The following is a 13,287-nucleotide window of genomic DNA, read 5'->3' as shown; positions in this document are numbered from 1 at the left end:
CCATGCCATGAGCGGGCGCTGGTTGTCCATCATTGGCATCGGCGAAGACGGCCGTTCCGCGCTCGGTGCGGCGGCCAACGCCTTGATCGACGCCGCCGATCTGATCGTCGGCGGAGAGCGCCATCTCGCGCTTGTCGGCGAGACGCGCGGCAAGAAGATGAAATGGCTGACGCCGCTCGAAGCGACGAGCAAGGAGATTTTGGCCCGGCGGGGCACGCCCGTCGCCGTGCTTGTCTCCGGCGACCCGTTCTGGTTCGGCGCTGGCGTCACGCTGGCGCGTTCGATCCCGGTTGAGGAGATGCTTGTCGTCCCGTCGCCGTCGAGCTTCTCGCTCGCAGTGTCCCGGCTCGGGTGGGCGCTTCAGGAGACCGTGACACTCGGCCTCAATATGCGTGGGCTGACGCCCCTACTGCGTCGTCATGTCCATCACGGGCGCCGGATTCTCGCTCTCGCTCTTAACGGCGAGACGCCCGGCAAGGTTGCGAAATTGCTGACGGTGGCCGGATACGGCCCGAGTACGGTAACCGTTATGGAAGCGCTCGGCGGCCCGCGAGAGCGCATCCGTTCGGAAACTGCGGAAGCGTTTGCTCTTGCGGACGTCAATCCCTTGAACGTGATCGGCATTGACGTTGTCGCTGGGCCCGATGCGATGCCGATTCCCTACGTTGCTGGGCTGCCGGACACCTATTTTGAGAACGATGGCCAGTTGACCAAACGCGAGTTTCGCGCGGTCACGCTGTCGTCGCTGCAGCCGTGCCCTGGCGAGCTGCTGTGGGATGTCGGTGCGGGAAGCGGATCGATCGGCATCGAGTGGCTGCTAGCGCACCCATCGAACCGCGCGATAGGACTCGAGCGTGACGAGGCGCGCGCCGCACGCGCCGCACGGAATGCTGTTGCTCTCGGCGTTCCGCATTTCGATATTCGCCTCGGCTCTGCACCGGAAGCTCTCAATGGCCTGCCTTCGCCCGACGCCATTTTCGTCGGCTGCGGTACGGCGGACCGGGACGTCGTTGAAGCATGCTGGAATGCGCTGAAGCCGGGCGGCCGGATCGTCATCAACAGCGTGACGCTTGAATCGGAGCTTGCGCTGCTTGCCGCTTATCATGTGCATGGCGGCACGCTCACCCGGCTCGGTGTCGAGCGCGCCGAACCGCTTGGCAAACGTATGACATGGCGGCCTGCGCTGCCCGTCATCCAGTGGGTGTGCAGTAAGCCGGGAGCGGCGTCATGATCGCCATCGGCGTCGGCGCCAACAGTAAAGCGCAAGCGGACGATTTTGCCGCCGCCCTTGCAAGTGTTTGCGCCGAAACCGGCGGTGACGTCATCGCGACGCTCGAAAACGCGCCCTTCGCGAACTTGCTGAAAGCAGCCGCGTCTGGACAATCCATCGCGTACAGGGAACTGTCGCTTGCGGAACTCCGCGAGAGAAATGGCGATTGCCTGACGCGCTCAGAGCGAACGCTCGATCTTTTCGGCGTGAGGTCCCTTGCCGAAGCATCGGCGCTGGCGGCAGCAGGCCCCCGTTCGCTACTCCTCGTTCCACGACGTATCATCGGCAATATAACTGTCGCAGCAGCGAAGTCAGCAGACGCGGAAGAAAGCCCGCAATGACAGTCCATTTTATTGGAGCAGGTCCAGGCGCCCTCGATCTTATAACAATACGCGGCCGCGATCTTATCGCGCGCTCGCCCGTCTGCCTGTATGCAGGATCGCTGGTTCCCCAAGCGCTGCTGACATATTGCCCCGCCGGCGCCGAAATCGTCGACACCGCGCCGATGACGCTCGACGAAATCGTCGCCCGCCTTGCGAAGGCGACGAGCGATGGCAAAGACGTCGCGCGACTGCATTCAGGTGATCTCTCGATCTGGAGCGCGCTCGGCGAGCAATTGCGGCGCCTCGATCAACTGAAAATTCCTTATACGATTACACCCGGCGTTCCCGCATTTGCGGCGGCATCGGCGGCACTCGCACGCGAGCTGACGCTACCCGAAGTCGCGCAATCGGTGGTGCTGACGCGTACGCCGGGCCGGGCATCCTCAATGCCCGAAACCGAAACTCTCGAAGCTTTCGCCGCCACGCGTGCGACGCTTGCTGTGCATCTGTCCATTCACGCGATTGCGGATGTCGTGCGGCGCGTGTTGCCGTACTACGGAGCAGATTGCCCTGCAGCGGTCGTCTATCGCGCATCCTGGCCGGAGGAGCAGGTCGTTCGCGGTACGCTGGCAACGATTGTCGCGCAGGCGTCCGAAATGGCTGTTGAGCGAACGGCGCTGGTCCTTGTCGGCGAAGCGCTCGGACGCGAGGATTTCCGGGAAAGTGCGCTTTATAGCGTCGACTACCGGCGCAGGTTTCGCGGCAATTGATGCGTGGATCGAAACATGACTGATGCGTCGCCACCCCCGCCCGGATTGATCATCGGCGCACCCCGATCGGGATCGGGTAAGACGACAGTCACGCTCGGTCTGCTCCGCGCATTGAAACGGCACGGTCACGCCGTACAGCCCTTCAAATGTGGGCCGGACTACATAGACCCCGCATTCCACGTCGTTGCCGCGGGGCGCGCGTCCTACAACGTCGACAGCTGGGCGATGCGTTGGCCACGCGTTGCCGGTCTGCTGTCGGAAGCATCTCGCGGCGCCGATATCGTGATTGCCGAAGGCTTGATGGGCTTTTACGACGGAGTCGTGCAGCCGGGCCATTGGGGCAATGGCGCGAGTTCAGATTTGGCGGCCGCAACGGGATGGCCCGTTATTCTCGTGCTCGATGTTTCCGGCCAATCGCAGACGGCGGCCGCTGTCGCGCGCGGATTTCAGAATTTTCGTGACGGCGTCGAGATTGCAGGCGTCATTCTCAATCGCGTCGGAAGCGCACGCCATATCCGCTTTGTTTCGGAAGCGCTGACAGCCATCGGGATGCCCGTCGTCGGAGCGCTGCCGCGCGAAGCAAACCTCGTTCTGCCCGAACGACACTTAGGGCTAGTGCAAGCCGAGGAAACGGTGGAGCTTGAAAGCCGTCTCGACGCGCTCGCGGATTTCATCGACGCGAACGTCGACGTCACGCGTATCGTGCAGCTTGCAAAACCCGGTTCCGTCGCCGCTGGAACGCCCGCAAATATCCGTCCGCCTGGACAACGCATCGCGCTCGCGCGAGACGCCGCGTTCTCGTTCGTCTATCCGCATCTTCTGTCGGCTTGGCGCACGGCCGGCTCTGAGATTGCCACATTCTCGCCCCTCGCCGACGAAGTACCGGATCTTAACGCGGACGTTGTCTGGCTGCCCGGCGGCTATCCGGAGCTTCACGCCGGCCGGCTGGCCGCCGCTCACCGATTTAAATCGGCGATCAGAAAATTCGCACAAACCCGCCCAGTTCACGGGGAGTGCGGCGGCTACATGGCTCTCGGGACTGGCCTCGTCGATGCGTCGGGCGAGCGCCACGAGATGATCGGACTTCTGGGATTGGAGACATCGTTCGCAACCCGCAAGCTCAATCTGGGTTATAGAAAGGCCGAGCTTGTCGAGCCATGCGTCCTGGGTAGCCCGGGCGATACTCTGACTGGCCACGAATTCCACTATGCGAGCGTTATTTCTTCGCCCGACACGCCGCTGTTTCATCTCCGTGATTCAGATGGCAACGCACTTGCGCAACGCGGAGGCCGGCGTGGGCTCACGACTGGTTCGTTTCTGCATCTGATCGATTTATAAATACCATAAGCCTAATAAATTGATATTTATATGTAATTTCAATCGAGTTCGGGTCTGCCGGACGTCGTGGAACTTTTCGTCGCTTCCAGACATTTAAATTTAGATGATCAATAGACCGGCGTTGCCCTTCAAAAGCATCGAGTGGATCTAACAAAAGGGGTTTTCACAATATGGGCGCGGGAAGTGCCTCCAAGCAGGGAGAAACACTGACGACGCAGACACAGTTGCCTGCCGAGCTTCAAGGACAGATCGGGCAGCGCTTGCGTGAAGCTTATAACGAGCTGGTCAGTGAGCCGGTTCCTGACCGTTTCATCCAACTGCTGCAGCAACTGAAGCAGAGCGAGGACAAGGGTCCGGATCATGGTCGGGGGGGAAAAAAGTGACCCAACCCACGGACGACCTTCAGACTCTGTTGATTGGTGCCGTCCCGAATCTACGGGCGTTCGCGAATTCGCTATGCGGTGACCCGACGCGCGCTGACGATCTCGTGCAGGACACGCTCGTCAAAGCGTGGACCAATCTCGAGAGCTTCGAAAAGGGTTCGAACCTCAAAGCATGGCTTTTCACCATTCTTCGTAACACGTATTTTTCCGAACTGCGAAAACGCCGCCGCGAGGTCGAAGACGCCGATAACGCGCTTGCCGAGCGAATGTCAATTCTGCCGGATCAGCACGTCCATATGGATCTGATCGACTTCAAAAAGGCATTTGGAATTTTGAGCGACGATCAGAAGGAAGTTCTGTTGCTCGTCGGGGCGGAAGGTTTCTCCTATGAAGAAGCGGCCGAAATCACCGGCGCGGCTGTCGGTACGGTCAAGAGCAGGGTCAATCGCGCCAGAGTTGCGTTGACGAAGGCGCTGGGCCTCGAATCTGGTGAGGATTTCACCTCAAATCCGGAATTCATGGGGCTTGTTCGAATTGGGCAAACTGTCGTGCGTGGTTGATGCCCGCGTGAGGGCTGCTTGCCGACATTGAGCTATCAAATCTTGGAAATAACGAACGTGCGAGGTTCACTATGTCGATCGCCGAATCAATTGCTCCGCACCTGCCTTATCTGCGCCGTTATGCTCGGTCGCTGACGGGCAGCCAGCAGTCGGGCGACAATTATGTTGCGGCCGTTCTGGAAGCCCTGATCGCTGATTCAAGCTCGTTCGACAAGTCTCTGCCGCCTCGAGCCGCGCTCTACCATGCCTTCACGAAGGTTTGGAATTCGATCCCGGTCAATCAAGAGAGGGAAGAGCAGGGCACGGCAGAAAAATCTCTGCCCGAGCGTCGCCTTGAATCCATTACGCCGCTTCCGAGACAGGCTTTTCTTCTCGTCTCCGTTGAGGGATTTACGACTGCGGAAGCCGCACAAATTTTGGATTGCACACCTGCGCACATCACCGAGCTTCTGCAGATGGCCGGATCCGAAATTGCCGAGCAACTTTCAGCCGACGTTCTCATCATTGAAGACGAGCCGCTAATTGCCATGGATCTAGAGGCGCTCGTCGTCGATATCGGTCATCGCGTCCAGGGCGTCGCCCGGACGCACAGGGAGGCCGTCGCGGAGGTCGCGAAGAAGGCGCCCTCTCTCGTCCTTGCCGACATTCACTTGGCTGACGGAAGCTCTGGGTTGGAAGCGGTCAACGAAATACTCGAAACGATCAGCGTGCCGGTTATCTTCATTACATCTTTCCCGGAACGTTTGCTGACGGGAGCGAAGCCTGAACCGGTATTCCTCATTACCAAGCCGTTCGAACCCGCAGTCGTGAAGGCTATGATCAGCCAATCGCTGTTTTTCGGCCTGCGCTCGACGAAGGCGGGCCAGCGCGCCGCATGATCCGTACGCGTTTTGCAAATTAGGAAGGGCGCAACGGTATCGGCCTTTGCGCCCATTCCATTTGCGATCTCGGTGCAACCTCGAAACCGTCAAGCCCGGCGCACGAAATTCGCGATAAGCGCAACGACGAACAGAACGATCGCTACCCAGAACAGCAGGCGCGCGCCTTCCATTGCGGTTCCGGCTACGCCGCCAAACCCGAAAAACGCTGCAACGATTGCAACGATGAGGAAAACGATGGCGTAATGTAGAAGGTTGCCCATTCGTGAATCTCCACTTTCCGGTTTGTCGCCGTGGAACGCCTCCAATTCAGGGGCAGTTCCGCATTCCGCACGCAAAAATCGCTATAAAAGGTACGCATACGCCTTCAGCATCGCGGCGAGAAACAGAGAGCCCGCAACGCTCGGGGGGAAGCGCGCGGGCTCATGAAATGCGCCGTACCTTATGGGCCACGGGGGAGTGGGAGGGAGTATCAGGTACGGTCACAGCAAATAAACGCCACGATACCCCGCTGGTTCCAGCGAAATAAACGAGCGGTGCGTCTTGAGTTCACTTCGACGTGACCGACCGATTGCAAATGCTCTTTTTAGCGAGGCAAGATTTCCAACCGTCGTGCGTATTCGTAGTTAATTCAGAAAAAATATGTGCCGGAAGGCTGCGCGGCTGTCGCAATTGCGACAAACCCTCCTTTGTCTCGTGCGACGCATCCCTGATATGAATCCCTCGCACTTTGGCCCCACTCCGCACACAGCCTCATGTATTTCTTCGCGGACTGACTATCTGCGACGACGAACCGTCCAAGGTCTGGTGCTAGCATGCTGTGTCCAGAACGACTGGCGAAGGGGAACGGCCGCCAGGCGCGAGGGCGGCAAACTTAGTGGAGCGCGATGGCACTGAGCACCTCCAGCATTCCCCGGACGCTCGCGATCTGGATTATGCTCGCGGTCCTCTCGGGGCTTGCGGCACTCGCCGCATGGCGGTGGACTGTTACGGCCGCGGACGGCGTAACGCACACGCTCCTTGTCCAACAAGAACTTTCCAATTGGTTGAGCGCCGTGCAGGATCTTGAAACCGGCCAGCGCGGGTACCTTCTGACGCACAATCCGCAATATCTGGAACCCTATCAGTCGGCGAGAAAATCGCTCGACAGCATTCATGAGGTTCTGACGAGTCTTGTCGGCGACAGCCCCCAGCAATTGGCAACCATCCAAGAAATCAACAAGACGCTTCAGGAGAGGCTTGCGGTCATAGACAAGAACCTCGCCGAAATCGACACCGGGCGGAGCGGGGCACCTGCAGGACAGGCAGCCGGCAATGGTCTCGGGATGCAGATCATGGACCGCCTTCGCCATCAGATATCAACGGCCAAAAAACAGGAGAAATCTCTTTTCGCGAAGCGGCTTGACCAGTTCAAGAGCCGGAGCTTTTGGCTGCTCGCCGCAATGTTATCTACGCTGCTGGCGAGCGCAGGCTTGGCGATGATCGCGCTTATTCATGAAAGGCAACGTGCCGCCGCGCTCGAGCTTACGGCATTGACACTTTCGACGACGAACAGGGCACTCGAGAAACATGTCGAAGCGCGCACGGAAGAGCTCGCAATTGAACGCGACAGAGCTGAAGCTGAGCGTGAGCGCGCCGAAGCCTTGCTGCGCGATGTTACGCATCGCATCGGAAACACGCTTGCGCTCGTGGTCGGCTTCATCAACCTGCACATTCGCCACACGACCGACCCGATATCGGTCCGGACGTTGACCGGCGCACGCGACCGGATTCATGCCATCGCGAGCGCGCAACGGCGAATCAATGTTGTGAACGATCTCGAATTGGTCCGGATCGATACGCTGATTCAGGCAGTGATGGCCGACGTCGTCGCCGCGGCCGCCGAAGATCGTATCGCTTTGAACGTAGAGATTCCGCCGCTCTTGGCACCGGCGCAGGTCGCCACGTCGCTCTGTGTTCTGACGCAGGAATTTGTGGTCAATTCACTGAAGCACGCATTCGAAGGTGAAACTGAAGGGATCATCAACGTGCGGATGCGGAAAGAAGGCGACAATGGCGCGGAGCTTGTTATCGAAGACAATGGCAAGGGTTGGCTACACCGTCAGCCAACGGACCTTGACGAGACAGAGATTGAAGGGCTGGGGACCAAGATTGCCAATATGCTGACACGTCAGTTCTCGGGCAGCATTTCTTATGATTCGGCATTCGAAGGTGCGGCAAGACCCGGCACGCGAGTTACGGTCCACTTGACGGAATTGACGCTGAGCGCGGCATTGCAAGAAGATCCGGACAATCAGAAATCGCGCTCTTCCGGCTAAGAGACAATCTAACGGACCCCAACTCTAGTTATCATGTCCGCCACGGCGCGCGCGTTGTTTAAGTGGGAAGCGGCGTTGAGCGCATGCCGACATGGGCAAGCGGGCCTTCGAGCATCCAACTCACGCTCTCGCCGTCGCTGCCAATACGAGATTCGAGTTTCAGGCCCTGCGAAGAGAAACGCTCAATAACTGACAGACCATATCCTTTGGGACGATCGGCATCGTAGGTGGGACCGCCTGTCTCATGCCAAGAGATCTTGATCGTAGAGGTATTCGGGAAGCTCCAAGAGAGATGCACCTCGCCCGCCGCAGCCGAAAGAGCCCCGTGCTCCGCCGCATTCAGGGCAAGCTCGGTCAGGATCATGCCGAGCGTCTGCGCAGCTTCTGGCGTGACGAGGAGTGGAGGGCCTGAAATCTTGATGCGCGATGCATCGGATCGGACGACAGCTTCTACCTCGGCCGATGCGAGCGTCGCGAAATCCACGCTTTGCCAATCAGCTGCGACGATCAGATCTTGCGATGCCGCGAGCCCTGCGACGCGGAGGGTAAATTCCTTGAGATACGATTTGACGTCGAAGGCGTCGCGTGCGGTCAGCCGCGCCATAGCGAGAATTAACGCCAACATGTTCTTCGACCGATGGGAGACTTCCCGCAGCAGCGCGTCGGTTCGCGACAGTCCGCGTTTCTGATCGGTGATGTCGTTTGCGATACCTACGAAGCCGGCCACGCGGCCGGCTTCGCTATTGATCGGGTTGGCACGCAGCGCAATCCATCTCTGCTCGCCGTCGAAGCACGTCAGCCGGACGTCGATGGAAAGCGGACGGCCATCGGCGAGAGACATACGGATCGCATGCAGAAGGCGGCGGCGCTCATGAGGGAAGGTTCGCCGAACGAGAGCGCGCACGGTCGGCGGAGGCATATCGGCAGACTGTCTCAGAAGTTTGGCGCAGGAATTTTCCCAGACGACCGTATTGTTCGGACGGCGCCATTCCCAAACGCAGATTCCGCCTGCGTCGAGCGCCTCCCGCAGCCGCTCTTCGCCGAGACTTTTTTGCATGGGCTTTAAGGAGAGACCGCCGGGGGTAGTTCCGGTTTGAACGAGACCGCTTTGCAGACGCCTTGGACGTTTCACGGCATTACCTGTCGATGCATGTAATTCCGGTTTCCGCGCCCCGCCCTTGCTCGCACGTTTCTGAAAAATTGACTTTTCCGCTGCCAAAGTTACCGCTGTCAGCAAACATGTAACTATAAAGAAGCCGGCCCAGTTTCGCCGGCTTGCCGCTTCAAGGGGAGCAAGCGGCGTTGCCGCGCGCACTCGGAATCCAAATGGCGAAATTTTGGATGTGGCTACGACGTAAAACGCAGTCGGCGCGAAATCCGCCACCGACCCAACGACCGCTTTTTTGAACGCGCCGTTCTGGTCATCCCTGCCATCTAGTCTGGCAAGGACAGCGCCGTCGAAGCCTATAATGGCCATGCGCCAGTGGCCTCGCGATTCGAGATCCTTCACGGTGTCGTTCAAAAACGATGCCGGAAGGTTGGCCTGCAGCAGAATGGGATTTCTGCCGTCTCTGAACAGCGGCAGCCACAGATTGAGTCCGCCGGAGCCGCCATCGTCGACGTAAGACGTAATGCGAGGCATTTTAGTCGCGAGGGCAGACTTCGCGGCAGACTGCGCTGCCTCACTTAACTCATCCGGGGCTGAGCCGCTGAACGACGCAGGAGCAATCACGTTAAGCGCACTGTCCCGCGCTCTGAATTGGACGCCATACGAATTTGATGCGCTGCCGGCCGTTGTGCGGCCGTTTGCCTGCGGCGTCGCTTGCAACCAGTCGACCGCTCGAGTGCGATCACTGACCCGATGATCGAGTAAAGCAGCAGCAATAGAGGCTCGCACCAGCGCGGCATTTTGGAGCGCCTCTCTCGCGCGCATATCGATTGCATAGAGCAGGACAGCGCCGAGCCCGATCCAAGGGAAAAGCACGAGAGCCAGCAGGATGAGACGACGGATACCAGCGGAGAAGCTATTCTTGTCGGCGTCGGCACGCTTGCGCGTCCAAAGTCCAGAAAATAGCTGCTGTCTCCTCGTGTTTACCATTTGATACTTTATATTATTCCAAAAATATGTCAGATTCGAGCGATATGATAAGTGCCGGAGAGACCACTTTGTTCCGGCTTCTGCCGCCCGAAGATTTTTAATGTCCACGGCAGGGAGCGTCGTTCGCCACGATTGTGACATATGAACGGGAGACTCGTAGTGAAGGGCGAGAGTTTCAAGCCGAGATGAAAATATCGCGAACCCACTTCGGACTAGTCTGGCTGACGCTGATGGCCTTCAGCGTTCAGCTCGGCGTTGCGGTATTACATCGTCACCACGACGTTAATCGCGGATCTGGCCTTGCCGGGCGCGCAATCACGGCGGGGCTTTGCGCTCCGGCGAGCAAGCGCCCGTGCAACCAGCATCGTAGCCAGCACTCTCACGACGGTTGCGTGCTGTGCTGGGCCGCTGCCATTGCCGCGAATTCTTTGGAGCCTCCGTCCCTACCGCAGGTTCCGCCGCCGCCGCTCGTCGCTGGCGCGCGTTTCGACGCTCCCGATGCGGCCGCAGTCGATCTTATCCATCGCGACCACTTTCAGGCTCGCGGACCTCCAAGTGCCAGAGCTGCGTGAGCGTTAACGAAAGATTGCTCGCCGCAACGGTGCAGCAACTTCGATAACGCCCTCATCGGCGACGCGTTTAGGCGCGCCCCGGCGCATTGCGAAGAAGGCTTTTCAGGGGCCGCTTCGCATTTGCCGTCATGGCAGCAATCAATTCGATCTTGGAGACAATCACGGTGAAGATGTTCACAGGCCTCGCGGCCGCAATCTTTGTTCTCGTTTCGCCCGCTGCAGCCGATGAGGCTCAGCACAGACAACTCGGCCCACATGTTCACGGGCAGGGCACGCTCGACATCGCCATAGAAGGCAAGAAAATCTCGATGGAACTTGTCGCACCCGGCATGGACATCGTCGGCTTCGAACATATTGCGACGACTGACGCACAGAAAGAAGCGGTCGAGAAAGCCAAGGCAAAGCTGACCGACGTTTTGAGCGTCTTCAAATTGCCGGCGGCCGCAAATTGCAAGGCGGACGCGGCTAACGTCGAGAGTCGCAAGGAAACGCATCATCCGGGCGATAAGGACGACGACGATGACGATAAACCCGGCGCGCCCCAACACTCCGAGTTCCACGCGACGTATACGATCACGTGCGACGCACCCGAAAGCGTCACAGGCATGGAGACGGTGTACTTCACGAATTTCGCGGGTGCTCAGCTTTTGAATGTGAATGTCACCACGTCGAAAGGGCAGACGCAGGCGCAGATGACACGCGCCAAGCCGACGCTCGATCTCGCTGGTGTGATGTAAAGCGATGACCGATCTTCTGACCGCAGAGGTCGGACGGCAGGGGGAGAGCGTCGGCTCTCCCGATGCTGTCTCGTTCGCGAACGTCGAGTATACGTGGCCGGGCTCGTCGCCTTTCACGCTCGCGATTGCAGATTTCACATTGGCGCGTGGCGAAAAGCTCCTGCTGCTTGGCCCCTCTGGAAGCGGGAAAAGCACGTTCCTCAGTCTGCTCGCCGGAATTGTCGTCCCCGACAAGGGTGAGATCGACGTGCTCGGAACGGATATGGCACAATTGAGCGGGGCCGCGCGCGATCGCTTTCGCGTAGAGCACTTCGGCATCATCTTCCAGATGTTCAACCTGCTTCCCTATGGGACGCAGATCGATAATGTGCTTCTTCCGTTGCACTTCTCGCGCACGCGGCGTGATCGCGCCCGCGCTGAAGGTGCGCTGGACGACGTGGCCGCCAGGCTTCTCGCCAAGCTCGGGATCGACAAGGCCGTGATCGCCACGGCGAGGACCGCAAATCTGAGCGTCGGTCAACAGCAGCGCGTCGCGGCGGCACGCGCCTTGATCGGCTCTCCGCAGATTATCGTTGCGGACGAGCCGACATCCGCTCTCGATCGGAACACCGAAGGGGCATTCTTGAATTTACTGTTCGCACAAAGCACTTCGGCAGGTGCGAGCGTCATCATGGTCAGCCACGATGAAAGCCTCGCCCGCTACTTTGACCGCGTCGTGCGGCTCGATGAAATCGCCGCCGCAACGCGGGGGGCGTTATCGTGATGATCGTTCGCCTTGCACTTCAGTCGCTTCTCAATCGCTGGGTAACGGCGCTGCTGACGGTTCTTGCCATCGCCGTCAGTGTCATGCTGTTGCTCGGCGTCGAAAAGGTTCGCACCGGCGCCAAACAGAGTTTCGCCGATACGATATCCGGCACCGATCTGATCGTCGGCGCGCGCAGCGGCAGCCTGAACCTGCTCCTCTATTCCGTTTTTCGCATCGGCAACGCAACCAACAACGTGACGTGGAAAAGTTATGAGGACATTGCCAAGCTGCCCGAAGTCTTATGGATTGTCCCGCTGTCGCTTGGCGACAGTCACCACGGGTTCCGCGTGCTCGGAACGAACACTGATTATTTCACGCACTACAAGTTTCGCCACGGCCAAAGCATGACGTTTGCGGCCGGCGGACCTTTCAAGGATTTGTTTGATGCCGTGATCGGTTCGGACGTCGCCGAGACGCTTCACTATAAGGTCGGCGACAAGATCATTATTGCGCACGGTGTTGGAGATATCTCGTTCATCGAGCATGAGGACAAGCCATTTCGCGTCGCGGGCATCCTTGCCAAGACGGGAACGGCGATCGATCGCACGGTGCATGTAAGCCTCGAAGCGATCGAAGCCATTCATATCGACTGGCAGAACGGTGTGCCGGTTCCCGGTCAAAGCGTGTCTCCCGACGAAGTGCGCAAGATGGATTTGAGGCCGAGAGCCATCACCGCAGCGATGGTCGGGCTCAAGTCAAAGCTCGCGACGTTCAAAATTCAGCGTGCCATCAATAACTACGAGGAAGAGCCGCTTTCCGCGATTATGCCGGGTGTCGCTCTGCAGGAGCTTTGGGGCCTGATCGGCACGGCGGAAACGGCACTTTCGGCTGTATCGGCGATGGTCGTGGTGACTGCGCTTCTCGGCATGGTGACGATGATCCTGACGACGCTGAACGAGCGCCGGCGAGAGATGGCAATCCTGCGATCCGTCGGCGCGACTCCGGCAACGGTGCTCGGTCTGCTTGCCGCGGAAGGCGGACTCCTGACGCTTGCGGGCGTCGTTCTCGGTACAATCGGGCTTTATGTAGGCCTCTATTTTGCGCGGCCATATATCGACCACGCATACGGATTGAGCCTCGCGATTGATCCGCCGCGGACCGATGAATGGGTAAAGCTCGCGCTGATCGTTCTGGCCGGATTTGTCGCCGGTTTGTTGCCGGCGCTCAGAGCTTACCGGCTGTCGCTCGCCGACGGCATGATGGTCAGAACGTGATGAGACGGAACCGCTGTGAGA

14 protein-coding genes are annotated in these 13,287 nt (G+C 59.1%); 12 read left to right on the top strand and 2 right to left on the bottom strand.

The window, feature by feature from the left end; all coding sequences use genetic code 11:
* Window positions 1–7 precede the first annotated feature (7 nt).
* From HYPDE_RS13805 to HYPDE_RS13775, 7 genes are all read left to right on the top strand, one after another.
* A complete protein-coding gene (locus HYPDE_RS13805; protein ID WP_015599108.1) occupies window positions 8–1,231 on the top strand; it encodes a bifunctional cobalt-precorrin-7 (C(5))-methyltransferase/cobalt-precorrin-6B (C(15))-methyltransferase in 1,224 nt (407 codons plus the stop codon).
* Window positions 1,228–1,611: a cobalamin biosynthesis protein gene (locus HYPDE_RS13800; RefSeq protein ID WP_015599107.1), complete on the top strand. Its 384-nt coding sequence runs from the start codon at window positions 1,228–1,230 to the stop codon at window positions 1,609–1,611. The genes HYPDE_RS13805 and HYPDE_RS13800 overlap by 4 nt, the downstream gene beginning before the upstream one ends.
* Window positions 1,608–2,363: a precorrin-4 C(11)-methyltransferase gene (cobM, locus tag HYPDE_RS13795; RefSeq protein WP_015599106.1), complete on the top strand. Its 756-nt coding sequence runs from the start codon at window positions 1,608–1,610 to the stop codon at window positions 2,361–2,363. Before HYPDE_RS13800 ends, cobM begins: the two co-directional genes overlap by 4 nt.
* 15 nt (window positions 2,364–2,378) lie before the next feature.
* A complete protein-coding gene (locus HYPDE_RS13790; protein WP_041320502.1) occupies window positions 2,379–3,701 on the top strand; it encodes a cobyrinate a,c-diamide synthase in 1,323 nt (440 codons plus the stop codon).
* A gap of 170 nt (window positions 3,702–3,871) precedes the next feature.
* The gene (locus HYPDE_RS13785; protein ID WP_015599104.1) at window positions 3,872–4,084 is read left to right on the top strand and encodes a NepR family anti-sigma factor; all 213 of its coding nucleotides are present in this window, start codon (window positions 3,872–3,874) and stop codon (window positions 4,082–4,084) included.
* Complete coding sequence (locus tag HYPDE_RS13780) at window positions 4,081–4,644, top strand: sigma-70 family RNA polymerase sigma factor (RefSeq protein ID WP_015599103.1); 564 nt, start codon at window positions 4,081–4,083, stop codon at window positions 4,642–4,644. The genes HYPDE_RS13785 and HYPDE_RS13780 overlap by 4 nt, the downstream gene beginning before the upstream one ends.
* A gap of 71 nt (window positions 4,645–4,715) precedes the next feature.
* The gene (locus HYPDE_RS13775; RefSeq protein ID WP_015599102.1) at window positions 4,716–5,522 is read left to right on the top strand and encodes a response regulator; all 807 of its coding nucleotides are present in this window, start codon (window positions 4,716–4,718) and stop codon (window positions 5,520–5,522) included.
* An 89-nt stretch (window positions 5,523–5,611) separates the two neighbouring features.
* On the opposite strand, the gene HYPDE_RS18845 is transcribed toward HYPDE_RS13775, so the two are convergent.
* On the bottom strand, window positions 5,612–5,785 hold the full coding sequence (locus HYPDE_RS18845) for a DUF1328 domain-containing protein (RefSeq protein ID WP_015599101.1): 174 nt from the start codon (window positions 5,783–5,785) through the stop codon (window positions 5,612–5,614).
* Between the two features lie 624 nt (window positions 5,786–6,409).
* Between HYPDE_RS18845 and HYPDE_RS13765 the strand changes: the two genes are divergently transcribed.
* Window positions 6,410–7,840, top strand: a complete 1,431-nt coding sequence (locus tag HYPDE_RS13765; RefSeq protein WP_015599099.1) for a CHASE3 domain-containing protein — start codon at window positions 6,410–6,412, stop codon at window positions 7,838–7,840.
* A gap of 58 nt (window positions 7,841–7,898) precedes the next feature.
* Here the strand turns inward: HYPDE_RS13765 and HYPDE_RS13760 are convergent, their stop codons facing one another.
* Window positions 7,899–9,938, bottom strand: coding sequence for a sensor histidine kinase (locus HYPDE_RS13760; RefSeq protein WP_015599098.1), 2,040 nt, complete (start codon window positions 9,936–9,938; stop codon window positions 7,899–7,901).
* A gap of 185 nt (window positions 9,939–10,123) precedes the next feature.
* Between HYPDE_RS13760 and HYPDE_RS13755 the strand changes: the two genes are divergently transcribed.
* From HYPDE_RS13755 to HYPDE_RS13740, 4 genes are all read left to right on the top strand, one after another.
* Window positions 10,124–10,510 carry a hypothetical protein gene (locus HYPDE_RS13755; RefSeq protein ID WP_015599097.1) on the top strand — a complete coding sequence of 129 codons (387 nt, stop codon included), beginning with the start codon at window positions 10,124–10,126 and terminating at the stop codon, window positions 10,508–10,510.
* 170 nt (window positions 10,511–10,680) lie between these two features.
* Window positions 10,681–11,247 carry a DUF2796 domain-containing protein gene (locus HYPDE_RS13750; protein WP_015599096.1) on the top strand — a complete coding sequence of 189 codons (567 nt, stop codon included), beginning with the start codon at window positions 10,681–10,683 and terminating at the stop codon, window positions 11,245–11,247.
* Window positions 11,248–11,251: 4 nt separating this feature from the next.
* Window positions 11,252–12,010, top strand: coding sequence for an ABC transporter ATP-binding protein (locus HYPDE_RS13745; RefSeq protein ID WP_015599095.1), 759 nt, complete (start codon window positions 11,252–11,254; stop codon window positions 12,008–12,010).
* Window positions 12,010–13,266: an ABC transporter permease gene (locus HYPDE_RS13740; protein ID WP_015599094.1), complete on the top strand. Its 1,257-nt coding sequence runs from the start codon at window positions 12,010–12,012 to the stop codon at window positions 13,264–13,266. The genes HYPDE_RS13745 and HYPDE_RS13740 overlap by 1 nt, the downstream gene beginning before the upstream one ends.
* Window positions 13,267–13,287 lie beyond the last annotated feature (21 nt).

Source organism: Hyphomicrobium denitrificans 1NES1, from assembly GCF_000230975.2.
Lineage (GTDB): Bacteria > Pseudomonadota > Alphaproteobacteria > Rhizobiales > Hyphomicrobiaceae > Hyphomicrobium_B > Hyphomicrobium_B denitrificans_A.
Note: the sequence above shows the minus strand (reverse complement) of the source record. Positions and strands in the feature narration are given on the sequence as shown.